The organism is Rahnella sp. PAMC25617 (genome assembly GCF_050606005.1).
In the GTDB taxonomy this organism is placed as follows: Bacteria; Pseudomonadota; Gammaproteobacteria; order Enterobacterales; family Enterobacteriaceae; genus Rahnella; species Rahnella variigena.
Genome location: NZ_JBOCUM010000006.1, coordinates 700,740 through 722,343 on the forward strand (window position 1 = coordinate 700,740; position 21,604 = coordinate 722,343).

A 21,604-nucleotide genomic window follows, 5' to 3' on the forward strand; every position below is an offset into this window, starting at 1 on the left:
ATACATGGATGAATCGCCACAAGCAACAGGGAAAGTCCCCATTTTCTCAGCCTTTGAACAGCCTCGCCTGTCTGATCGCCAGCCAGCTGGCCCTTTACGCTGGAACCTCTTTTGCCGTTCAGGCAGGTGAGACCTTTAACCCGGCCTTACTTGAGATTGAAAGCGCGGGTCAGGGCAGCGCCGACCTGTCGGTATTTGAAACAGGCTCAGGTCAGTTACCCGGTACCTATCGCGTTGATATTTATCTCAACAATGAATTGCAGGATACCCGGGACGTGGAGTTCCATACGCAGAAAATGGCCGACGGCTCCACGGCTCTGGCGCCCTGCCTGACCCTCGCACAGCTGGAAGACATGGGCATCAGAACGCCGCTGTTTCCTGAGCTGGGCAACGCGCAGACGCCCTGCGCCAATCTGGATGCCATCCCGCAGGGGACAGCCGAATTTCGCTTCAGTGCGCAGCAGCTGTTACTCAGCGTACCGCAGGCGGCGATAACGCAGAAAGCCCGGGGAAATGTACCTGAAACTCAGTGGGATAACGGCATCACTGCCGCGTTGCTCAACTACAACCTGAGCGGCGCGGACAATTCTGCCCGCAGTCACACCGGCACTAACAGCAGTACGCAATACGCCAATTTGCGCCCTGGTCTGAATATCGGCCCGTGGCGGCTGCGTAATTACACCACCTGGGAGCATGACGGCAGCGGCAAAGATAAATGGGATACCGTTTATACCTACGCCACGCGCAGCATTATTTCGCTGAAAAGTCAGATGACGATCGGGGACAGTTCTTCGCCCGCTGACATCTTTGACAGCGTGCCGTTTCGCGGCGTGCAGCTGGCATCCGACGATGACATGCTGCCGGAAAGTATGAAGGGATATGCGCCGGTGGTGCGGGGGATTGCGCGCACCAATGCGCAGGTCATCGTGCGCCAGAACGGCTACGTCATCTACCAAAGTTACGTTTCGCCCGGGGCATTTGAAATCGCGGATATGTTCCCGACCGGTGGCTCCGGCGATTTATACGTGACCATTAAAGAAGCCGATGGCAGCGAGCAGTTGCTGGTGGTGCCCTTCGCCTCATTGCCGGTGTTACAACGTGAAGGCCGCCTGAAATACAGTCTGACCGGCGGACAATATCGCGCGTATGACAACAATGTTGACGCGACACCTTTTGGTCAGGGGACGGCTATTTATGGTCTGCCTCATGGTCTGACGGCCTACGGCGGCAGCCAGTTCTCCAGTCACTATCAGTCGGTGACGCTGGGCATGGGCAAGAATCTGGGCGACTTCGGCGCCTTTTCCTCTGATCTGACGCACGCGTGGTCAGCGATGGAAAATCAGCCCCATGTCAGCGGTCAGTCCCTGCGGGTGCGCTACAGCAAAAACATCGTACAGACCGGCACTAACTTCGCGATTGCAGGTTACCGATACTCCACTGACGGTTATTACAACCTGCAGGAAGTGATGGATACCTGGCGGGATCAGAATGCTGAACTGCCTGCCGGACGACGCCGTAACCGCAGTGAAATGACCATGAGTCAAAACCTGTGGCAGGGTGCCGGGTCGTTTTCCCTGAGCTGGATTAGCGAGAATTACTGGAACAGCGGGCGTTCAATGCGCTCAGTCGGGGTCGGCTACAACAACAGCTGGCGCGGGATCAGTTACGGGCTCAACTACAGCTATAACGAAAATGCCAGCAGCAACAGTCACGATGGCACTAACGGAAAACGTGTTTACGACCGGGATCAAATCATCGGTTTCAACATCAGCGTGCCGTTAAGTTTATTCGATGCCCCGGTGTACGCCACTTACAGCTACAACACCAGCAAACAAGGAAATACCACGCATACCGTCGGGCTCAACGGTTCGGCGCTTGCTGCCAATAACCTCAACTGGAATGTGCAGGAAGGCTATGGCAGTCAGGGCACGGGAAACAGCGGCAATATGAACGCCGATTACCGGGGTACCTACGGCGAAATGACTGCGGGTTATGCCTATGACCAGAACAGTCGCCGCCTGAACTATGGCCTTCAGGGCGGCATTTTGGCTCATGAAAACGGCATCACGCTCGGTCAGCCGATGGGCGAAACCCTTGCGCTGGTCCAGGCTTCCGGCGCCAGCGGTGTCAGCATCAGCAATCAGCCTGGCGTAAAAACCGACTGGCGCGGTTATGCCATCGTTCCCTACAGCAGTCCGTACCGTAAGAATCTGGTGCAACTGGATACTGAAACATTGCCTGACGATGTTGAACTGCCACAGACCACGCAGACGGTGATCCCGACCCGCGGCGCGGTCGTGCGTGCCCGTTTTGCGGCAAGCGTGGGCCTGCGCATGATGATGACATTGCAGCGCCAGAATGGCTCACCGGTACCTTTCGGTGCCACGGTCAGTGATACGGCGCAGAAAACCGCACAGGGCTTTATTGTCGGCGACGCCGGACAGGTCTATCTGACCGGTATGGCAGAAAGCGGTTCGCTGCTGGCGAAATGGGGAAACACCCCGGCGGAACAGTGTGCCGTGCATTACAGCCTGGCAAAACCAGCGACAGACTCAACAGGCGTTCAGGTGCTGAACGCGCAATGCAGGTAAGGGAAAGGATACCGATGATGAAAATAATCAAAAAAATAGTGATGCTGGCCGGTTTACTCGCCGGACTGAGTTTTCTTTCACCCGCTGCGCTGGCGGCCAATACCGGTTGCACCAGCTCGCCAAATATTCCGGGTGTCGCAACGCTCGGTAGTATCGCGGTAGATGCCAGCTTACCCGTTGGATCGACCATTCCCGGCACGGAGAAAGTGTTCGCTTTTACCGGTAACTGCGCGGCAATCAGTGGCGTCCCTCAGGGCGCGGTGATCATCACCTGTTATTACGGTAGCGGGACAGAAATCAGCGGTATGCCCGGCGTTTATAATACCGGCGTCAGCGGCATTGGCATTACGCTGGTCAATTCCGCCGGACAACGTGTCGTGGGGGCGGGCACGAGCTGTGATACCCGCAACACGCCGCTGGGATATATTTCCAGTACGCCCGGAAAAACATTTTCTGTCAGCATGACTCTGGCGCTGGTTAAAACCTCTGCCACCATCGGCACCGGCTCGCTTAACCAGTCGCAGACTAAATTCGGTATCGGCATGTATAACACCGGCTGGGGTCTGGGCAGTTCAACCGACAGCTCCGTTTCTTACGCGGGGAATATTATCTATCGCAGCGTTTCCTGTTCAACGGGAAGTACTGTCCCCGTTCCGCTGGGCGATATCCCGGTGAATGCTTTTACCGGTCCGGGTTCTACCGCAGGCGACAGAAACTTCTTCATTCCGGTGACCTGCGATAATCCGGTCAATATCACAATGAGCATGAGTTCCCCTGCCTATGCGTCTAAACCTGACGGCGTGATGGCTATCACCAGCGGCACCAACAATGCGACAGGCATCGGTGTACAAATGCTTTTCAATAATATGCCGGTGACGTTTGATAATTATTTTCAGGCTGGTGCTATTTCAAATTCAGGTGGCACGCTGAACGCGGCATTTACTGCCCGCTATTATCAGGTCTCAGATACGGTGATCCCGGGGCAAGCTAATGCCTCCGCCACTGTCACACTGGCGTATCAATAATGAAAATGAACCTGCAGAGATTTAAAATCTTACTCGCAGCCGGCTGTGCATTACCCGTGATTTTGTTTTCAAATCAGGTAAGGGCTACCGATCTCGTGAATATCAACGTCACGGGGAATATCGTTGCCGCGCCCTGCTCCGTCGATACCGGTTCGGTCAGCCGGACAGTAAACTTCGGGCAATTACTCGGAACAGATTTACGTACTGCGGGCGCCGCTTCGGACTGGAAGCCCTTTCAGGTCAGACTGAACAATTGTCCCGCGACCACCCTCAGTGCAACCGCCACCTTTAGCGGCGCAGTATATCCGGGCGATCCGACACTCTTTCTAAACAGCGGTTCTGCCGCCAATGTGGCGATTCAGGTGGTGGATGACGCCACAAAATCCAGCGTAAAAGGCAGCGGCAGTACAATGACGGTCGGTATTGATCCGGTTCAGCACAACGCCATTTTCGCCCTGGCCGGACGGGTTATCGCCCCCGCGGGCAGTGCCGGTTCGGGGGATATTAACAGCGTGATGCTCATGACGTTTACTTATCAGTAACGTTTAAAGCCACTGGCGCAGTGGTGCCCCGACCTGCAGAGAATTGTGCTAAATTTAAAAGAATTCTCTGTCACCCTGGCACTTGCAATGAAAGACCCTACGACGCTGAAAAGTGAACACGATACAAGCCTGCTCTATGCGACGGCTGCACTGTTTGAGAAACTCAGCCCGTATCTGGAATTCAATATAGTTCCTGCGCAGACGCGCTTTGATTTATTCAAAAACGGTACGTCATATTGTTATTTCGTCCGCAATGGCTGGTTCAGTATTCATCACAGTGCCGATCCTGTTTTACTTGGCACATTACAGTTACCGGGCATTATCGGTATAGGCGGTGCGATACCGGAATCAGCGGGTTTATATATTGAATCGAAGGTAGAATCAGAAGTGGCGATGACTACCGTTCCAGAAATGCACGCGTTAATTAATGAGCTTGATTTATGGGAGATGTTATCAAAACATATTTTCAGAATGACCGGCAGTATATTCACCAAAGGTGTATTGCTCACCGGTAATTCATCTTATGAAATCATTCGTTTTCATCTGATTGAACTGATGAATGAACCAGAGGAAATTCGTAATATTACCGTCGCCGTAACCTATGTTCAGCAAAAGACACGTCTTTCCCGCAGTACTATCATGAAAATGCTCGCCCAGTTAAAACAAGGTGGCTATGTCACCCTGGAAAACGGCATTCTCAAAAAAGTACATAAACTGCCCCTGAAATACTGAACAGTCAGTCAGCCCCCTGCACATTATCACGGATTATCCGGCACGGGTTGCCACAGGCGATTGCGCCCGCAGGCACAGAACGGGTCACCACACTGCCAGCGCCGACCGTGCAACCATCACCCAGCGTCACGCCAGGCAAAATTATGCAACCGCCGCCAATCCAGACATCATTCCCGATACTCACCGGCTGTGCGCTGCCAATATGTTCACGCCGCAGATCAATATCCAGCGGATGTTGTGCGGTATAAATCTGCACGTCAGGCCCGATGAAAACGTTATTTCCTATCGTGACCGGTGCGCAATCGAGCAGAACAAAATTGAAATTGATGAAAACATTATTGCCGAGCGTGGTATTGATACCGTAATCAATGCGCATGCCTTTTTCGAAATGAACATTGCTTCCCACCTCACCAAAAATCGTTCTTATCAGCGCATCTTTCTCAGGCGCCTGGCGGGCACTCAGCGCATTAAATTCATCCACTTTATCGCGGGTCTGATAACGAATTTCACGTAATTCCGCATCATTGATTTGGTAATCCAAACCTTGGATCATTTTTTCTAATTCACGCATTAGCTGCTCCCTGAAAGTATTCAGCGATTACGATAACCGAAAGTTTCCAGCAGAGTAAGAGCAGGAAAGGCGCATCTATACACCATCCTGCTGCGCCGGATTTTTTGTGATCGGGATCACTGGCTCGGCAGTACCCGCCATGTTTTTCAGCATTGAGGCGGTAATCAACATGTCTGACCACCGTATGATAATATCAGGCCGGTAAATAAGTTCGTTTCAATGGGACCAACAATTTCGTTTCAATATCAACCTGATCGTAATTCGAAATCAGTGCACGTACTAAATCATCCAGAGACCATAACGTTAGAGGAATCGTTGAACGATCTGCTTCATACCGTGCTTCTTTCGTGAAACCACCGGTGCTGACATACAAACCGCGATCATCTTTATGCCGGCCGCCAATAAAACTTCGAAGTTCCTGACTTCCCATCTGCGCCTTACGGTGTTTAACCTCCACTACAATTCGTGGGTTCTCAAAACCAAAACCATCCGGCGAGGCAATTATATCTTTACCACGATCTGCTCCAGCGGGAGAAACTTGTGTTTTATATCCCATACTGCGCAGTACGCCGGCAACAAGGTTCTGCATTTCATCCCAGTCCAGAGAATTAATCTTATCTTTGATACGTTCAAATGCTAACGCTTCCATACCTAACAATGGATCTTCATCAACATCTTTTACATCGTCAATAACAGATAATGGGCTGACGGTTACGGACTTATCTTTTAGCAATTCAGCCACAACGGTTTCGGGTAGCTGGAAAACGGTGAGCGTAGAACCTAGTGTATTTTTGCTGGCTATACTCAGCGTATCCCGAAATACTTCTTCAGTATTCCATTTCACTCTCCGGGCAATGCCCATTCCCTCTTCCATCCATTCAGGATGAAATTCAAAATCAGAAACGATTTTACCCACCAGATAAGTTCGGTTGGCAGGAGAATAGGTGATGACCCAATCTCCTTGTTTAACTTCATTGATAAAACGCCATACCTGAGAAACACCAGAACGTACTGTTCCGGATTTCGTTTGTGGTTCCATTTCCAGATAACGCTCTGTAAGCTGAGCACGTGTCATGTGGGGTTTTACATAAGGTGCCAGTAATGACCAACCAATTGCCACCACACCCCGTTCACGAAAATCATCATAAAGCTTCCCGCTATCACCGCGAGTCATCCACATTTTAGTGTGCATAAATTCCCTGCTTATTGTATCGATTCTGCGTTGATTAAAATAAATCCCCGCTCTTCTTCATTGCGTATTTAAAATCTGATTAAAATCATCAGTATTAAGGTCGCCCTTTGCACATAACATGTCTCTTGCTAATGCCCGACGTTTTTGCAGCAATTCATCGAGTGTCTCTTCAAATGTGGGCATGGCAGCATCACGAACAGTTGGGTAATAAACATACACATCTTTTGTCTGACCAATACGATAGGCACGATCGGTGGCCTGATCTTCTTTAGCTGGATTCCAGCAGCGAGTGAAGTGAATGACATGATTTGCTTTTTGTACATTAACGCCAAAACCCACTGCAACTGTCGATAATATAATCACGCCGAAGCCGGGTTGCTCCTGAAAATTATCAATAAGCTTTTGCCGACTATATGCGCTGGAGCTTTTCGTACTGGTATCGCCATTGATCACATAAGGTTTGAAACCAAATCGCTGTGAAACGGCATATTGCAATTCACGCTGAATGTCCCGTAGCTCCGTAAAGATAATGACTTTATCGTCACCGGCAGCCTGAATATCCGTCAGCTTTTTCATCATCCATGCCATCTTTGGCGAGTTCTCACGGAACCGGCTATCGGGCTTGACACTGTAGGGATGGGCGCAAATTAATTTAAGCCGGTGTAATAAGCCGAGCATACCCATGCCAGCCTGCTCAAGCTCATCCTGCAGCTTTTGTTTGTTCTGATAAGATGCGATGGAAGAAATATAGAGGTCACGTTGCAATGGCAACATAGTCAGTTGTTTGCATGAGGAATCTTCCAGTTTCTTCGGCAAATCTTTTGCCACTTCTTCTTTAGTTCGCCTGAGAGTTTGAGCCTCGATCAATTGACGCAATAGTTCTAATGCACTGTTGTCACGCTGTTCACCGCCTTCAATGGGGCGCAGGAATTCACGGCCAAAATCATTAAGCGCACCCAGCAATCCCGGCTGTGCGAAATCGAAAAGACTCCAGAGATCGACTAAAGTATTCTCGACCGGCGTGCCCGTACACGCGACTTTAAATTGCGCCTGAACAGCATTGGCTGCGTGAGTAATTAACGCCGCAGGATTCTTTATTTTTTGCGCTTCATCACAGACCATGATTGCCCATTTCTGCCGACCAAGAGAAAACTCCTGATCGCGTAATGTCTCGTAGGTGGTCAAAACAATTTTCGCATTGTCCACCCATCCTGGTCGTAATAGATTTTTAATCCCCTGCGCTCTTAATTCCGCCGGAATTTCATCCTTGTGGAATTTTACCGCTTTGACTGCATCCCCATAGAGTTTAAGAACCTTTACCCCCGCAGTATAAAAGAAGTTATCAAGTTCCCGTTCCCAGTTATCTAACAGTGATACAGGAGCAACGATCATCGTTGGTAATCCTTCAGGATTTTGCTCGATATACCACATCAGGAACGCTAGGATTTGTAGTGTTTTACCTAGCCCCATGTCATCCGCCAGCAAACACCCGGAAACCTGATCAGGGGATTTCAGAAAAAGTTGCTGCAACCAGGCAACACCCTGCCGCTGATGATCGCGCAGTTGAATATGTTCTTTCAGCAAACCAGGCAGAACAGGCTCCGCGCCTCTTGCATCTAAAAGTGCATCTCGCCGCTGCTTAATGTACGCAACATTTTCGATGTTCTGTTCAACCTGCAAAACGGCCCTTTTATCCTGCACGGATGGGTTTGCTTTCTCATCCTGAGTAGTGGTTTCAATTTTTTTCTGCCACTCTTTGAGGAAGGATTTGGCATCGTCTACCGGTAAAGTGTGTTCATTCCAGGGCATTGAAACAGAGGATTCTTGTTGTTGTTCAGCAAACTCAATCCTTTCATCGAGTGCCTCCAGCTGATCCTGACTTTTTTGATCCCACCCTTCAAAGAAATCCTCAGAAAGCGAATCCTGTTCCAGTTCACTGGGTAACCAATTTTCACTGTCGCTTTTCACTAAAAATGGGGATGTCACTTTCTCAAATTCACCAATCCCAATGACGCGATCCCCATATTTTTTTAAGTCCAAAACATCTTCAAACTCTGCACCTGCAGACTCCTGTTCCCAGCGGGCGAGCAGTGTCTGGTATTCCTGAAGTTGGCCGAACGTAAACTGACTCAGCTCCAGCTCATAGCCTTGCCAGATACCGGCAGGTAAACCTGAAGCCAGTTTAATCGCAAGTTCCTGAACAAATTTATCCAGCTCGTAAGGTTTGACGAATTCAAAAGTCACAGGTGGCTGGGGTACAGCAGCCAGCGCTTTAAGGGTCAGCAATACTGACGTTATTTTCGTATTTTCAGTATTTAATCGCGGTTCAAGATTAAAGCGATGGAAAAATATATGCGCGTTTTGTAATGCTTCTTCATGTTGCTCCGGAGAAACAACCGCTGCAGCATCTTCCCCGATAAACGAATAAGGATTGCGGATAAAAGACATGGCATCGTCACCCGCAACACGCCTGCCCGTGATCGCATGAACAGAAGACAATACTTCTTTGACCTCCGGGGAAATAATGACATGGCTCAGTGAACCATCTTCGCCGGGGATACGGTATTGATCCTGAACCAGACGAATGCTGTCGAAGTTATTCAACCACTGCTTCGGCTGATCGTCGAAAGAGGGTTCTATTTCGATGACAGAAGTATCCTGAATCATTACTTTGCGAAGTTTGAGTTTGAGCGACTCAGGTTTTACAACAATGGTTTTCGTTAAATAGTCATCTAATTCTGCAGAGGCTTTTTTGGCCAGCCGTCTGATTTTAGCCCAGCCCAACTGATGTGTTATTTCGGTATGGGACGTTTCCTGCTCTTTACGAAATTGCTGTAAGGCCGATAATAACTGCCAGTTATTTTTACTCAGCAGGAAATGCCCCTGAGAGGTTTCAATCACTGCGCCTGTGCGCTCAAACTCAATAACACGGCCTGATGGATTTTCTTTCCATTCTTTAATGTAGAGACCGAAATTGTCATCACTCAGATTGCCATTACCACTGAGACTCACCCGCAATGAAATAACGTCTGGGATACCCAGTAAGGGCAGGCTGGTCTGATGTTCAGCGTCTTCAGCAAGACGGTATAGTTCATCCCATGTGAGCAGCCAACGGTCAGAGAGTGTGGAAACAAAATCCTCCTCAGAAAGCTGCTCCATATAAGCGACCAGAGGCCACATCGCATCATCATCAGCCAGCGCGAAAGAGAACGATAACCCGGCTTCTTCTGTTCTATATTGATGACTTATCAGCTGTTCAGCGGATGAATGATTACCCTTAAATTTACTGAGCAGACGCTTAAGCATTATTTACTCCAGAACAACAGTGGGTCGCCATGTTTCTCTGCGAAGCCAAGGCGTAATAGTTTTGTGATAGCGTCGGGGTCACGATGGGTTAAACGAACGTGCAGAGCACCGCCCAGGTTTCGTTTGTCGGTAACGGTGCACTGAATAGAATCGGTTACCCTCCGGATGGATTCTTCACGGGAAGGATTTGTCCTGTTTGAATCTGGAATCGGTTTTTCTTTGGGCACAGACGTAATGACATCAGACTGATAAAAAATCCCTAATTCATTCAGCTTTTCGTCAAATTTAGCCATCCATCCCTGGATATAACGCAGGTCAAGACGATGCACCGGGGAAGAATGGGGCATCCTGGCTACAATTCCACGTTTTTTCTTGAGCATATTTGTAATATGCAAATATTCGCTTTCAGGCTTGAATTCATTATCAGAAACACGGTAGACGAACATCGCATTCCCTGTACCGGAGAACTCTACAAAGAAATACTCGCCAATTTGCATGATCATGGCGTTATCCCAGCTTCTGCCACCGATTAAGTGACTCAACCGCCCTTTATTTTTTTCTTTGAAAGACATGAAATCAGCAGCGTTATTATCCCAGGCATCAGGCCCCATAACAATTCGGGTAAAACCCATCTGATTGGCAAACCTTAACCAATAAAAAAGACGAGCCTGATCAACATCCCCATTTCCTTTAAGTAACTGGAAAAAGTGCGTCAAATCTTCTTTTGCCAGCCAGCTTCGCACCATGCCGCAAATTTTTTCACAAGAATCCGGGTCTTTTAAATGTGTCAGCCATACGTTTTCTTTACTGCGTAATTGCGGACTCCCCCAGTTATCGAGAGCCATCTGTTTTAACTGAGGGTGAGAAACCTCTCTAAACGAGGAACGATAATATTGGGTCAGGCAGGCCCGGATAATAATATCCCGGTAACGATCACGTTCCTGTGCCAGTCTCAAAAGATGAGGGATACGCCGTTTAAACTCATCTTCTTCAAGATCCTTCACATGCCTTAAAAGCACCACAAAGGCACGGTACCAGAGCCAACTGTTATCAGGGATCTGAGCAATCGTCTCCAGTGCGGAGAAATCAACAATCTCCCCTGAACTCATTTTTTCTGCCAGCAGTTCGCCCGCTGAAGATGTAAATAAATCGCGGTACTGATCTATCACCCGCATCCAACTTTTCTCGCGAATGACTTTACTTTTCAGAAGGGCATAACCAATCCGCAGATGTTCCCGCAAAGAACACCAGTTGTTATTTTCCTCGGGTTTCTTTTCGTGATAACCAAAATAACTGCTGCAAAGAAATTTCCACTCACGCCGCTTCAGCGTTCTTTTATCAATACGTTTCTGTATTTCTTGTTCTACACGGCTATATAACGAATCATCGTCAAGCAATACAGGATAGGTAGCATCAGGATCTTTATCCGATAAGCCAGCAAAAATCAGGCGCCAGTCATGCAAACTTAGCACCTTAAGTTGGCGCAGCGCCTGAATAGCCTGCAGTCTTTTTTCGAGCGGTGGTACCAGCGTCTTCTCACTTTTTTCCATCGTTTTGGCTAAAAGCTGTTCTGCTGCTTTCAGCTTAGGGAACTCAGTGAACTGCGGCGCCTCAGCACCACTATGACGTTGCAATGTCGATGAAATACCTGCCGATAACAGACTGAGGATGGACGTCATATTGGCATCTCCAGCTGGCATTTCTCTGCATTCGGCACAGCCACACCTTCTACATCAACGGCGGGTTTCTCATGTTCATCTTTAAGACCGAAAAACTGCATCCGAAGCTCAACACGGCGGCTGGCTTCTTTACTTTCTTTCGCATTGTTAAATGAAACGCCACCGGCTAAAAATAGCTTACGGATCTGTTCTTGTTCCACCGGTGTGATCTGCTGCTGAAGCCGGCTTCGGCTGTCTAACAAGCTGCACATCACCCATTCAGAACGCTGTAACGAAAGATGAAGGTTATACAAATATGAACCGTCAGTGTCGGTGAAACCTTCGATCACGATTTGTTTAAACCACTTCTTGCCTTCATCACTGTTCGCCGCGTCAAGCACCAGGGGAACGACATCCTGCAAGGCCTTCTGCCCGTCTGCATTAAGGAAGAATCGGTTATGATCAAAACGACCTGCTTCGCCAAAACTGATGCGGTTATCGCGGCAATCTACCACAATGGTTTTATTCAGATTTTTAGCGTGTAACTCCAGACGCTCGCACAGGCGGGTAATATCCTGTCCGCGCAATTTCTCTCCCTGTTCGACACGCTGAATTCGCTGAGTGACAGAACTCAGCGAGGCAACCATCACCACTAAAAAAAGCACCATCATCGCTGTCATCAGGTCAGCATAGGAAATCCAGAAGGGTTTCTCCGCTTCATCGGACCGACGACTTTTTACACGAAATGATTGACCAAACATGATTCAGGCGCTCCTCATGCTGGCGTTTTCGACAGAACTTCTTCGAGACTTTCGATGCTTTCGCTCAGTTCTTCAATCCCGCTGCCCAGGCGTTTAACAGCGGTATCGAGATTAGAATCCAAAGCACCCAATGTTTTATCGAGATTGGTTCGCATACTGTCAGAGAACTGATTGAAGCCATTTGCGAGCACTTGTCCGCTATGTACCAGGAACTCTTTGGCATCCTGATTATAATGTTGAAGCCCTTCGCTATGCTGTTTGAGGTCTTTGAGGAACTGAGTGCGCGTTGCCAGCTCCGCCTGAGCATTCGCCACAATGCCTTCAAGCAAGGTGATCGATTTCGCCACTGCATCACGGTTATTTCGATAGTCTGCAACCACCGTACTGAGTTCACGGCTTGCCAGTCCCAGCTCATTCCCTGCCTCTTGCGCTTTATTCAGTACTTCAGCGGTCAGATGGTTAGCTTCTTTGACTTTATCGCCAGCAGATTCAAATCGTTCAGCGGCAACGCGCATTTTGTCTGCGCCGGTATTCATATCCTGAAGATGGGTTGTGGTTTGCTCGGCCAGTTTGCGCAGCGTGTTTTCAGTTGCTTCCTGCTGATCGTTCAGTGCACCCAACAAGGTTTTGACCTGTTCTTCAAAACCAGAAACAATTTGCTGAGTTTCCTGATGCAGGGAGGTTTGTGTCTCCTGCTGATGACTGCTGAGTTGCTGCTGGCCCTGCTCAAGTTGTGTAAACAGAGAACCTAATTGTTCCCCTAACGCCTCGACGGAAGAGGCCATTTTTTGCATGGTTTCGTTCTGGCCTTGCTGGGAGGTCTGCTGAATAGATGCGATAAATTCCTTCATCTGATCAGCCATCGCTTTTTCACGCGCTTCGCTGTCAGCAAACATTCTTTCAAGCTGCCGGGCCATGCGTTCACCGGCACCCTCACCTTCTGCGCCGATTTTTTCGACAGAAGATTGTAAGCTGTTGAGCATATCGCTCATTCCGGACTGCATCGCCACTTGCCCTGCTTTCATCTCCCTGAGCAAATCCGCCATTAAATCAGCGCTGCCCTGCTTTGTTTCTTCGCTGGCACTGCGCATGTCTTGTAACAGCGTTGAGAATCCAGACTGCATGGACTCAATAGCGCCGACGGATTTCCCCATCATGTCGTGCATATTTTCAAACTGCTTGCCAAAGGTCGTATCCAGCTTCGACATAAAAGCGGTCAGTACATCCTCAAGCATGGTGTGAACCTGGCCGCTTTGATCTCCACTGGCCGTTTGTACTGCACCGGCAATTTTATCGAGGGGGGCTTTAAGACTGGTTTCTATGGCGCCACTGACTTGTTCAGCAAATTGCTGCCCCGTCTCGCGATAAGTGGAAGAAAGGGTTTGCGCCAGTTTTTCGTTTTCGCTCGATTGTTTTTCGACCAACTCACGCAGCATAGTGCGCAGGTCTGTCACCAGACCGTCTTTTAGCTGACGTGCCTGAGTGGCGCTTTCATTGCTCGATTTCACCAGCTCAGCTAAATATTCTTCACCAACTCCACTTTCAAACAGGCTATCAATCTCAGAGTTGAATCTTTCCAGATGCTTATAGCATTTCGCGATAGAAAATTTTTCAAACCAGGTGACGACAATGGAAGCGAATATCGCAAATGCGGAACCCAGGAATGCGTACAGCACATCTTTCAATAATGCATTAACGCTTTCACTCACCTGTTCCGGGCTGCTGGGATCAAAATGATTAAGGCCAATCATCAAACCGTAAAACGTCCCGATAATCCCGATGCCGGTCAAAATACCCGGAAGATGTTTAAAGAATTCGGTATTAAGAGGAATGTCGACTTGTTGCTGATCGGTAAAGTAGGCCGCGGCAGGTGCGGTAGCGCGGACTTCCTGAAGTTTATATTCTCCGTCGATTTCTTTTTTTTGTGAATGGAGGGATTCTTTAAATTCGCTCCATGAATGTTTCATGGTTTTATAAACGAGTAATTCACCCAGATTTTTCAACTTGTTAGCAGGTGATTCCTCCGTCCAGCTTGCGATCACTTTTGCCTTACTTTTCAGCTGGCGGACAATGTTGAAAGCCGGGATAAGGTAGAACACGAAGAAAAAGAACAATGCCACCATGACAAAGCAAAAAACCGTGAACGGTACGTAGGCAGGTTGCACTGACGTCAACATGACCAATAATGAATTAAGCCATTCCATTTAAAGCCCTTACCCAAAGTTATTGATTACTTATCGGCAAAACTACGAGGATACTTAACTGAAATTTACCTATGATTTTAACAATGTTCTTGTTTTGATGTGTCGGGCTAAAACTCATCCGTAAAAAAGGACGCAGGATGACAATCGTCTTAATCACGAAAGCTTGAACCTGAGAGGTAGATCGCAAAATAATAGCCTGATAAAGCAGCAGCACAAGCGCCAAATACCATAATCAATGCAACATTACGACCAAGGTCAATAAATCGAGTAATCTGGGCAATTAACAAGCGAGAGAATGCTAATGATGAAGCAAGAATGGCTGCAATACTGTCCATATAACGATATTGGCCAACACATATTCTAAGGAGCTAAGGCTTATGGCAAAGGAAGCTGACAGACCTCATTTCAATTCATCCATTATTCAATTAGAGGCTCTTTTTGAGCAACTTCATGGCGATGTCAAGAGTCTGGAGGCACTTCAGCATGAGCTCTCTTTCGCACTACCGAACGTGCAAAAAATTGAGCGTTAATATCACTAAAATACTGGCGGCTTCCCCTGATGTACGCTTGCGTCGTCGATACCGGTGCTCAAAATCAAATAAACAAATAGAGGAATAGTTATGGCCTTTACAGATTCCGAAGCTCAACGATTCCAAACGGAAATCCAAAATTTCATCGAAACGATTCGTCCACCAGAACTCATGCGGGAAAAACTCGATTATCTTTGTCACATCAAAGATCAGTCAATCGTAATAGTGTCTTCCCGCGCTCCATGGCGGTCAGGTTCAACGGAAAGGATAGAAACCCCACTGGTTAAAATGACGTATGTCCGCACGCAGAAGCTGTGGAGAATCTTCTGGATGCGTGCAACCTTAAAATGGGAAACGTATGCGGAAGTCGACACGCTGAATGAGGGTTTTGAGATTGTGCGGATGGATGAGCACAGTTGCTTTTTTGGTTAATGTCTCGTAAAAATGCGGCCAGTTAAAATGCTCAAATATTTGAGTGGATTAACCTGCAGCGGCCGCAGAAAAGTAGGCGCTAAGCAATAATTCTGTTTTATTTTCCCGCATCAATAAACGGAAACGTTCCAATTGAAATAATCGAGATGTATTCGCAACATTTTGCGCAACGTCTTCCAAATCTGAATACAACCTCCTGTAAATAAAACCAGCCTGCTTCTTTACTATTTTGGAGGGTTTTACCCCCTCCCTACATCCTTTAATCCGAAAAATATTTTACTTTTCAGTTTGCACTGAGTCCGGTCTGGCGTCAGGATTTACCCTGATTTCCCATTGGCAGTGATAAAGGCTTATCGATAATGACGACTCTGACACCTAACACACCGGTTGCGGCAGGGACAATTTTTAGCGCCGCCGGTCTGCAATTTCTGAATAAACTCGCGCAGAACAACACCCGGGACTGGTTTAAGGCTAATCAGGACGAATACGAGAACACGCTGAGAACGCCAGCGCTGCACTTTATCGAACAGATGCAGCCTGAGATTGTCGCCATTTCTCCGAGGCTGACTGCCGTCGCTAAGAAAGTCGGTGGCAGCCTGATGCGCCCGCAGCGCGACAGCCGGTTCAGCAAAGATAAAACGCCTTACAAAACCAATGTCGGCATTCAGTTTCGTCATTTTCAGGGCAAAGACGTTCACGCTCCCGGCCTCTATCTGCACATCGCCGAAGACGGTTGTTTTATTGCGGCGGGGATCTGGCATCCGGAATCGAAAGCCTTAAACGCCATCCGGGCGTGCATTGACGAGAACCCGAATGCCTATCAAAAAGCCCTTAAGACATTGCACGATAACGGGTTTGCGATGGATGGCGACAGCCTGATCCGTCCGCCAAGAGGCTACGACAATAACCACCCGCTGTTAGCTGAATTAAAACGCAAAGATTATATCGCGATCAAAAATATCGCCTTTGAAGACTTGTGCAAACCAGATGTTGTCGATTTTTGTGCAGAACAGTTCAGGCATTGTGCGCCACTGATGGCCTATTTATGTTTTGCGCTGGAACTCGATTTCTAAGGCAGTATTTCTAAGCCAGCAGGAAATGGCGTGATGCGTTCCGGAGACATATTCTGTCCTCGCAGTGAGGCCTTCGTGAAGGCTTCCGGTGATGACCTGTCGCTGGTATAAAGTAATCAACCGATACTTAAATGTGACCAGAAGGGAATTTGGTGTGACCGGACGCATTGACTACCAGATTGAAAAATACCATTTTTCTGAAGCGGCAGAATCCCCTCGCCTTATCCAGCAATGGAAAGATGTGATTGCCGAATGTCAGGAAAATAAGGCGGGCGCCGCAGAGCGCCTGCGTATCGCCCTGCTCAATGTGGACTATGTCACCAGCTTTGAGCTGCCTTTCCGGCTTTTGCTTACCCGCGCGCCCCAGCTCATTGACAGCGTGCGCGATGAATTGCAACTCAGTCAGAAAAATGTCCTGTTTAATGGCAAACGCTTCGGCTGCGTCTACAGTCTCAAAATGGATCTGGGCGGGATACCCGATGAGTTTCAATACCGTCTTACGACCCGTATCCGGCGCATCGATGCGACAGGAACAACGGAAGCCACTTACCGGGAAATCGCGCAACAAACCAAAGTGCCACGCGATCGTCTCCGGTTAGCACTGGAAGCCGGGCTGGAGGTCAATCCGCTGGACGGACTGTTCTGGTTCGGACTTCAGCGTATTGCGGCTGATGTTTTACGGCTGAGAAAAACGGGAATGGCGATAGCAACAGCTGAAGTCGAGGTATTTGATACGCTGACCGGGACGACAAGGCGCATTCCGGCGTACAGGCTGAAGGCGTAGTTATGCAGTCAACACTATGAATTTTAAACATTTAAGCTATCTGTTGCTGATAGCCGCAGCGGCTGGCAGCGCCTGTTTCCCCCACCCTTTTGTGATGTGGTTCTTAATCGTCAATCTGCTGACGCTGGTCTTTTACGGTGTGGACAAACGAGCAGCCCGTCACGCGACGAGCAGAGTTCCTGAATTCACCTTGCTGCTGCCTGGTTTTGCCGGTGGCTGGATTGGAGCGATTGTTGGCCAGCAGCTTTTTCGACATAAAACGAAAAAACAGCCTTTTAAAACCTGGTTCGCCATCAGTGTGATAGTGAATCTGGTGGTAGTGGCGGGTGTGAGCTGGCTGATGAAGGATTTATTTCTTTGAAATGGTACGCCCTACAGGGCTCGAACCTGTGACCTACGGCTTAGAAGGCCGTTGCTCTATCCAACTGAGCTAAGGGCGCATTGCTTGTCCCTTTCGGGAGCGTTGCGGGTTCGGATTATACGGGCAGACCGGGATGAGTCAATGGCTTTCGAACTCTCTGCTTAATGCCTGAACAATTTGCAGATATTCCCGGACCGCCTTGCAACGTTATGTGACGGGTGTTGGCTATTTTTCAGATTTCAGCGCTGCCGCGATAACGCGGGCAGAAGCGTGATATGCCACACCTTCGTAAGCAGTCAGTTCCGGTTGCAGCGTTTGCACAATACCTTTTTTGCCGATGACCGCCGGCTGGCCGATATAAACACCCAGTTCTTCGTCCCAGGCCGAAACCGGCCAGACGCTGCGCGCATCGGACAAGATCGCATCCACCAGTCGCGCCGTCGCGGTGGCGATACCAAAACTGGTCCAGCCCTTCCCTTGCAGGATTTCCCAGCCACCGCCGCGCACGGCATCGTTCATTTTTGCCCAGTCGACGTCACGATCGCCCGCCAGTTCTGCCACCGGACGGCCGCCGAGTGTCACGGTGCTCCAGGCGACAAACTGCGATTCGCCGTGCTCACCCATGACATAGCCGGTCACGCTTTTCGGATCGATGCCAAAAAACTCGCCGACCACGCGTTTCATGCGCGCGGTATCCAGCGACGTGCCGGTGCCGAACACCTGCGTGTCCGGGAATCCGCTGGTCTGCTGAACAATTTGCGTTATAACATCGCACGGATTGGTGATGTTCAGGATAACGCCGCCGAAACCGCTGGCAATCACGCGCGGGATAACTTCACGCACGGCGGCGCGGGTCTCAGCGAGTTCTTCCAGACGATCTTCACGCAGTAAGGTTTTCGGGCCGACGGCGATGACTAAAACGTCGGCATCACCCAGTTCGCTGTAATCGTTGGCGATGACCTGCACGCGTGAAGCGGTCAGCGACGCCATATCACGCAACTCCAGCGCCTGACTGGCCGCTTTAGGTTCGTTCTCATCGAGCAAAACAATCACGTCACACAACCCCTGCGTGACCAGAGAGAATGCAACATCAGCGCCCACATGACCGGCACCGATGATCCCCACTTTGCGTGTCATTTGTTTCTTTCCTTATGATTTAAAAAGAGTCATATCTAAAATAGACACTTTTTTCGCCACTGTCTCAGGTTAAATTCTCGCCCGCAATTCTCACCCGTTTAAACAAGTTATTCGCATTCAACGCCTGACAGCGCCCGCCGCTTCTGACAAAATAGGCGCATCCCCCTGCATTTATTAATTGATGGATTTATTCCCTGATGGCAGCAAAGATTATTGACGGTAAAACGATTGCGCAGCAAGTCAGAAGCGAAGTTGCGGCGCGTGTTCAACAACGACTGGCCGAAGGAAAACGTGCGCCGGGTCTGGCTGTGGTGCTGGTAGGTGAAAACCCGGCATCGCAGATTTATGTCGCCAGCAAACGCCGTTCGTGTGAAGAGGTCGGGTTCATCTCGCGGTCTTACGATTTGCCTGCAACCACTACCGAAGGCGAGTTGCTGGATCTGATTGAAAAGCTCAATAACGACAGCGAAATCGACGGCATTCTGGTGCAACTTCCTCTGCCCGCCGGTATCGATAACATTAAAGTGCTGGAACGCATTCATCCGGACAAAGACGTCGACGGTTTCCATCCGTATAACGTTGGCCGTCTGTGCCAGCGCGCGCCAACGCTGCGCCCTTGTACGCCGCGTGGCATCGTGACGCTGCTCGAGCGTTACGGTATCGATACCTTCGGTCTGAACGCAGTGGTGATCGGCGCTTCCAACATTGTTGGGCGTCCGATGAGTATGGAATTACTGCTGGCCGGTTGCACCACCACCGTTACGCACCGTTTCACCAAAAATTTGCGACATCATGTTGAGAATGCCGATCTGGTGGTTGTCGCGGTCGGTAAACCGGGCTTTATTCCCGGCGAATGGATTAAACCGGGCGCGATTGTCATTGATGTCGGTATTAACCGCCTGGAAAGTGGTAAAGTTGTCGGCGATGTCGAATATGATGCCGCCGCTGAGCGCGCTTCCTTTATCACACCGGTGCCGGGCGGCGTTGGCCCGATGACGGTCGCGACGCTGATTCAGAATACCTTGCAGGCGTGCGAGGAATATCACGACATCAGCGCCAGTAAGCCTTAAACAATTCGCACTACACAAAAAGTCAGGAACACATGGAAACTTTCTTTCTCGAAAAACACCCGCACGTAGAACTGTGCGACCTGCTCAAATTTATGGGCTGGTGTGACAGCGGCGGTACTGCGAAAGCAGTGATTGCTGAAGGCCAGGTTATGGTCAACGGCAAAGTCGAAACCCGTAAGCGCTGCAAAATCGTTGCTGATATGAACGTTGAGTTCGCCAGCAACAAAGTCGTGGTGAAAGCGTCCGAATAAACTTTCCGGCGACGTAACACTGCAAAAGAAAATGCCCTGCAAGCGAAAGCTCACAGGGCATTTTTTTATTCTCAGTTTGTGCCGGGGTTACGGTTGAGTCACCCAAAGTACCGGCCATTCTCCGCCGCTGCTGTACCCGTCGCAGCTGGGTTCAGAAGCAAACGCCGCCAGACGGAACGCTTTACCATCAAATATCCAGCGCGATGAAACACCACAATCCCCTATACCCCGCCCTTTGTCATAGGTCGAAAGCGTGCCGGTTTTAGGATCGAAATCTGCATTGATCAGCTCAGGTGATCCCTCATCCTCGCCCAGTTTAAACGGCATATTCAGCGCCAGATCGTCCATCTTATAAGGCGCCTGCCGGTTCACCAGAAAACCCAGCGCGAAGAGGTTATACGCACCCATATCGCAATTGACGGTCATCAGGGCCTTGTCGCTGCTCAAGGCAAAAATATGCACCTCACGTTCAGAAGGATCCAGGCTGCAATCGTTATTCTCAATCGTGGTCGCCGCGTTTTGCGTGATGGCTGAGATTTCAGATTCGGTTAACGCCTGCGGTTCACTGAAATGCGGCAGAACCGGCGCGGAAGGGATCGGTGGTACGGTATTTACCGGTTTTGTGCCGCGGTTAGCCCACGCCGTTTTAGTACCGACGCGCCCCTGCTGGGCATCGATCGCCAGTAATGCGGCTTTTATGCCTTTCAGGGAAATCACCGGAGGCACCGGTTGTGCCGGATCCGCTTTACCCGCCAGCGAAATTGCGCTGCCTTCGCGAATGGCGGCGATAAAATCATTCACTACCAGACGATTATTTGTGGAAAGATGTTTTTTACTGACATCCCATTCACGGTGATTAAAGCTCAGGGTTTTGCCGTTCATTTGCAGGCGTCCGGCAACCGGCGCATCTGCACTTTGTTCATCGCTGTTACGCTGATAATCAATGCTGACGGAGGATTTTCCTTCCGGTCCGGCTTCACGACTGATTTTCATCACCAGTTCCTGGCCGTCCTGAGAATTGCGCGCGACACAGTGGTTAAGGTTGTCACAACTGACCTGCCAGTCGCTATAAATGGCCTGTAAGGGCTCAGCCTGCGTGCTAAAAGCCAGCAGCGTGCCCAGCAGGCATAAAGGGGCGGTTATCCATCTGCACATTATGAGTTTCAACTCTGTTTGGATTTATCTTTCTGATAATAGCGTAACACCCGGCAAGAGACTGCCAACAATGCAGCATTTTTTATTCGAAATAAGAAAGAGATACCCCGTCCGATCGGGCTTTTACAGAGGATAATTTTTCTCCGGATATGAAATCACGTAATGGTGACGTAACGAAACATTCAGTACACTGGCAAAGCCAATAACGAAAAATAATGGCGTAAAGGAT

20 protein-coding genes and 1 tRNA gene are annotated in these 21,604 nt (G+C 49.3%); 11 read left to right on the plus strand and 10 right to left on the minus strand.

Annotated elements, in window-relative coordinates; translation table 11 throughout:
• Positions 1-8: 8 nt before the first annotated feature.
• The 4 genes from ACM615_RS09350 (at position 9) to ACM615_RS09365 (ending at position 4,890) form a co-directional block, all read left to right on the plus strand.
• Positions 9-2,591 carry a fimbria/pilus outer membrane usher protein gene (locus ACM615_RS09350; protein ID WP_431011798.1) on the plus strand — a complete coding sequence of 861 codons (2,583 nt, stop codon included), beginning with the start codon at positions 9-11 and terminating at the stop codon, positions 2,589-2,591.
• Between the two features lie 17 nt (positions 2,592-2,608).
• A complete protein-coding gene (locus ACM615_RS09355) occupies positions 2,609-3,616 on the plus strand; it encodes a fimbrial protein (RefSeq protein WP_431011799.1) in 1,008 nt (335 codons plus the stop codon).
• 95 nt (positions 3,617-3,711) lie between these two features.
• Positions 3,712-4,158 carry a fimbrial protein gene (locus ACM615_RS09360; protein WP_132965121.1) on the plus strand — a complete coding sequence of 149 codons (447 nt, stop codon included), beginning with the start codon at positions 3,712-3,714 and terminating at the stop codon, positions 4,156-4,158.
• Between the two features lie 87 nt (positions 4,159-4,245).
• Positions 4,246-4,890, plus strand: coding sequence for a helix-turn-helix domain-containing protein (locus tag ACM615_RS09365; protein ID WP_112287603.1), 645 nt, complete (start codon positions 4,246-4,248; stop codon positions 4,888-4,890).
• 4 nt (positions 4,891-4,894) lie between these two features.
• Here the strand turns inward: ACM615_RS09365 and ACM615_RS09370 are convergent, their stop codons facing one another.
• The 7 genes from ACM615_RS09370 to ACM615_RS09400 form a co-directional block, all read right to left on the minus strand.
• Positions 4,895-5,461 carry a sugar O-acetyltransferase gene (locus ACM615_RS09370; RefSeq protein WP_431011800.1) on the minus strand — a complete coding sequence of 189 codons (567 nt, stop codon included), beginning with the start codon at positions 5,459-5,461 and terminating at the stop codon, positions 4,895-4,897.
• 193 nt (positions 5,462-5,654) lie between these two features.
• Positions 5,655-6,653, minus strand: coding sequence for a restriction endonuclease (locus ACM615_RS09375; protein ID WP_113876082.1), 999 nt, complete (start codon positions 6,651-6,653; stop codon positions 5,655-5,657).
• 57 nt (positions 6,654-6,710) lie between these two features.
• A complete protein-coding gene (zorD, locus tag ACM615_RS09380; RefSeq protein WP_431011801.1) occupies positions 6,711-9,959 on the minus strand; it encodes a type I Zorya anti-phage system protein ZorD in 3,249 nt (1,082 codons plus the stop codon).
• Positions 9,959-11,638, minus strand: a complete 1,680-nt coding sequence (zorC, locus tag ACM615_RS09385) for a type I Zorya anti-phage system protein ZorC (RefSeq protein ID WP_279919702.1) — start codon at positions 11,636-11,638, stop codon at positions 9,959-9,961. The genes zorD and zorC overlap by 1 nt, the downstream gene beginning before the upstream one ends.
• Entirely contained in the window at positions 11,635-12,378 is a 744-nt protein-coding gene (gene zorB1, locus ACM615_RS09390) for a type I Zorya anti-phage system protein ZorB1 (RefSeq protein WP_113876085.1), read from the minus strand. The genes zorC and zorB1 overlap by 4 nt, the downstream gene beginning before the upstream one ends.
• 14 nt (positions 12,379-12,392) lie before the next feature.
• Positions 12,393-14,582 carry a type I Zorya anti-phage system protein ZorA1 gene (gene zorA1 / locus ACM615_RS09395; protein ID WP_431011802.1) on the minus strand — a complete coding sequence of 730 codons (2,190 nt, stop codon included), beginning with the start codon at positions 14,580-14,582 and terminating at the stop codon, positions 12,393-12,395.
• Between the two features lie 149 nt (positions 14,583-14,731).
• Complete coding sequence (locus ACM615_RS09400) at positions 14,732-14,917, minus strand: hypothetical protein (RefSeq protein ID WP_431011803.1); 186 nt, start codon at positions 14,915-14,917, stop codon at positions 14,732-14,734.
• Positions 14,918-14,959: 42 nt separating this feature from the next.
• On the opposite strand from ACM615_RS09400, the gene ACM615_RS09405 reads away from it, so the two are divergent.
• From ACM615_RS09405 to ACM615_RS09425, 5 genes are all read left to right on the plus strand, one after another.
• Entirely contained in the window at positions 14,960-15,112 is a 153-nt protein-coding gene (locus ACM615_RS09405; RefSeq protein WP_167507621.1) for a hypothetical protein, read from the plus strand.
• Positions 15,113-15,202: 90 nt separating this feature from the next.
• The gene (locus tag ACM615_RS09410) at positions 15,203-15,544 is read left to right on the plus strand and encodes a DUF3024 domain-containing protein (protein ID WP_113876087.1); all 342 of its coding nucleotides are present in this window, start codon (positions 15,203-15,205) and stop codon (positions 15,542-15,544) included.
• A gap of 359 nt (positions 15,545-15,903) precedes the next feature.
• Positions 15,904-16,617, plus strand: a complete 714-nt coding sequence (locus ACM615_RS09415; RefSeq protein WP_159282400.1) for a DUF2461 domain-containing protein — start codon at positions 15,904-15,906, stop codon at positions 16,615-16,617.
• Positions 16,618-16,771: 154 nt separating this feature from the next.
• Positions 16,772-17,401 (plus strand): DNA-binding protein, encoded by a 630-nt coding sequence (locus ACM615_RS09420; protein WP_120160292.1) that lies wholly within the window; start codon positions 16,772-16,774, stop codon positions 17,399-17,401.
• A gap of 16 nt (positions 17,402-17,417) precedes the next feature.
• Positions 17,418-17,762, plus strand: coding sequence for a DUF1294 domain-containing protein (locus tag ACM615_RS09425; RefSeq protein ID WP_431011804.1), 345 nt, complete (start codon positions 17,418-17,420; stop codon positions 17,760-17,762).
• Between the two features lie 2 nt (positions 17,763-17,764).
• Here the strand turns inward: ACM615_RS09425 and ACM615_RS09430 are convergent.
• Both ACM615_RS09430 and ACM615_RS09435 read right to left on the minus strand, forming a co-directional pair.
• Positions 17,765-17,841: transfer RNA gene (locus ACM615_RS09430), tRNA-Arg, on the minus strand.
• Between the two features lie 146 nt (positions 17,842-17,987).
• Positions 17,988-18,899: an L-lactate dehydrogenase gene (locus ACM615_RS09435; protein WP_431011805.1), complete on the minus strand. Its 912-nt coding sequence runs from the start codon at positions 18,897-18,899 to the stop codon at positions 17,988-17,990.
• 197 nt (positions 18,900-19,096) lie between these two features.
• Between ACM615_RS09435 and folD the strand changes: the two genes are divergently transcribed.
• Positions 19,097-19,969 (plus strand): bifunctional methylenetetrahydrofolate dehydrogenase/methenyltetrahydrofolate cyclohydrolase FolD, encoded by an 873-nt coding sequence (gene folD, locus ACM615_RS09440; RefSeq protein ID WP_095925051.1) that lies wholly within the window; start codon positions 19,097-19,099, stop codon positions 19,967-19,969.
• 32 nt (positions 19,970-20,001) lie between these two features.
• Positions 20,002-20,220 carry a ribosome-associated protein YbcJ gene (gene ybcJ / locus ACM615_RS09445; protein WP_112287597.1) on the plus strand — a complete coding sequence of 73 codons (219 nt, stop codon included), beginning with the start codon at positions 20,002-20,004 and terminating at the stop codon, positions 20,218-20,220.
• 87 nt (positions 20,221-20,307) lie between these two features.
• Here the strand turns inward: ybcJ and ACM615_RS09450 are convergent, their stop codons facing one another.
• Positions 20,308-21,375, minus strand: a complete 1,068-nt coding sequence (locus tag ACM615_RS09450) for a DUF1176 domain-containing protein (protein ID WP_112287596.1) — start codon at positions 21,373-21,375, stop codon at positions 20,308-20,310.
• Between the last annotated feature and the right edge of the window lie 229 nt (positions 21,376-21,604).

Coding starts and splice junctions, on each gene's coding strand:
- zorB1 (WP_113876085.1), bottom strand. CDS start 12,378: ATGTTTGGTCAATCATTTCGTGTAAAAAGTCGTCGGTCCGATGAAGCG.
- ybcJ (WP_112287597.1), top strand. CDS start 20,002: ATGGAAACTTTCTTTCTCGAAAAACACCCGCACGTAGAACTGTGCGAC.
- ACM615_RS09435 (WP_431011805.1), bottom strand. CDS start 18,899: ATGACACGCAAAGTGGGGATCATCGGTGCCGGTCATGTGGGCGCTGAT.
- ACM615_RS09350 (WP_431011798.1), top strand. CDS start 9: ATGAATCGCCACAAGCAACAGGGAAAGTCCCCATTTTCTCAGCCTTTG.
- ACM615_RS09400 (WP_431011803.1), bottom strand. CDS start 14,917: ATGGACAGTATTGCAGCCATTCTTGCTTCATCATTAGCATTCTCTCGC.
- ACM615_RS09375 (WP_113876082.1), bottom strand. CDS start 6,653: ATGCACACTAAAATGTGGATGACTCGCGGTGATAGCGGGAAGCTTTAT.
- ACM615_RS09425 (WP_431011804.1), top strand. CDS start 17,418: ATGAATTTTAAACATTTAAGCTATCTGTTGCTGATAGCCGCAGCGGCT.
- ACM615_RS09410 (WP_113876087.1), top strand. CDS start 15,203: ATGGCCTTTACAGATTCCGAAGCTCAACGATTCCAAACGGAAATCCAA.
- ACM615_RS09405 (WP_167507621.1), top strand. CDS start 14,960: ATGGCAAAGGAAGCTGACAGACCTCATTTCAATTCATCCATTATTCAA.
- zorD (WP_431011801.1), bottom strand. CDS start 9,959: ATGCTTAAGCGTCTGCTCAGTAAATTTAAGGGTAATCATTCATCCGCT.
- folD (WP_095925051.1), top strand. CDS start 19,097: ATGGCAGCAAAGATTATTGACGGTAAAACGATTGCGCAGCAAGTCAGA.
- ACM615_RS09370 (WP_431011800.1), bottom strand. CDS start 5,461: ATGCGTGAATTAGAAAAAATGATCCAAGGTTTGGATTACCAAATCAAT.
- ACM615_RS09415 (WP_159282400.1), top strand. CDS start 15,904: ATGACGACTCTGACACCTAACACACCGGTTGCGGCAGGGACAATTTTT.
- ACM615_RS09365 (WP_112287603.1), top strand. CDS start 4,246: ATGAAAGACCCTACGACGCTGAAAAGTGAACACGATACAAGCCTGCTC.
- ACM615_RS09355 (WP_431011799.1), top strand. CDS start 2,609: ATGAAAATAATCAAAAAAATAGTGATGCTGGCCGGTTTACTCGCCGGA.
- zorA1 (WP_431011802.1), bottom strand. CDS start 14,582: ATGGAATGGCTTAATTCATTATTGGTCATGTTGACGTCAGTGCAACCT.
- zorC (WP_279919702.1), bottom strand. CDS start 11,638: ATGACGTCCATCCTCAGTCTGTTATCGGCAGGTATTTCATCGACATTG.
- ACM615_RS09450 (WP_112287596.1), bottom strand. CDS start 21,375: ATGTGCAGATGGATAACCGCCCCTTTATGCCTGCTGGGCACGCTGCTG.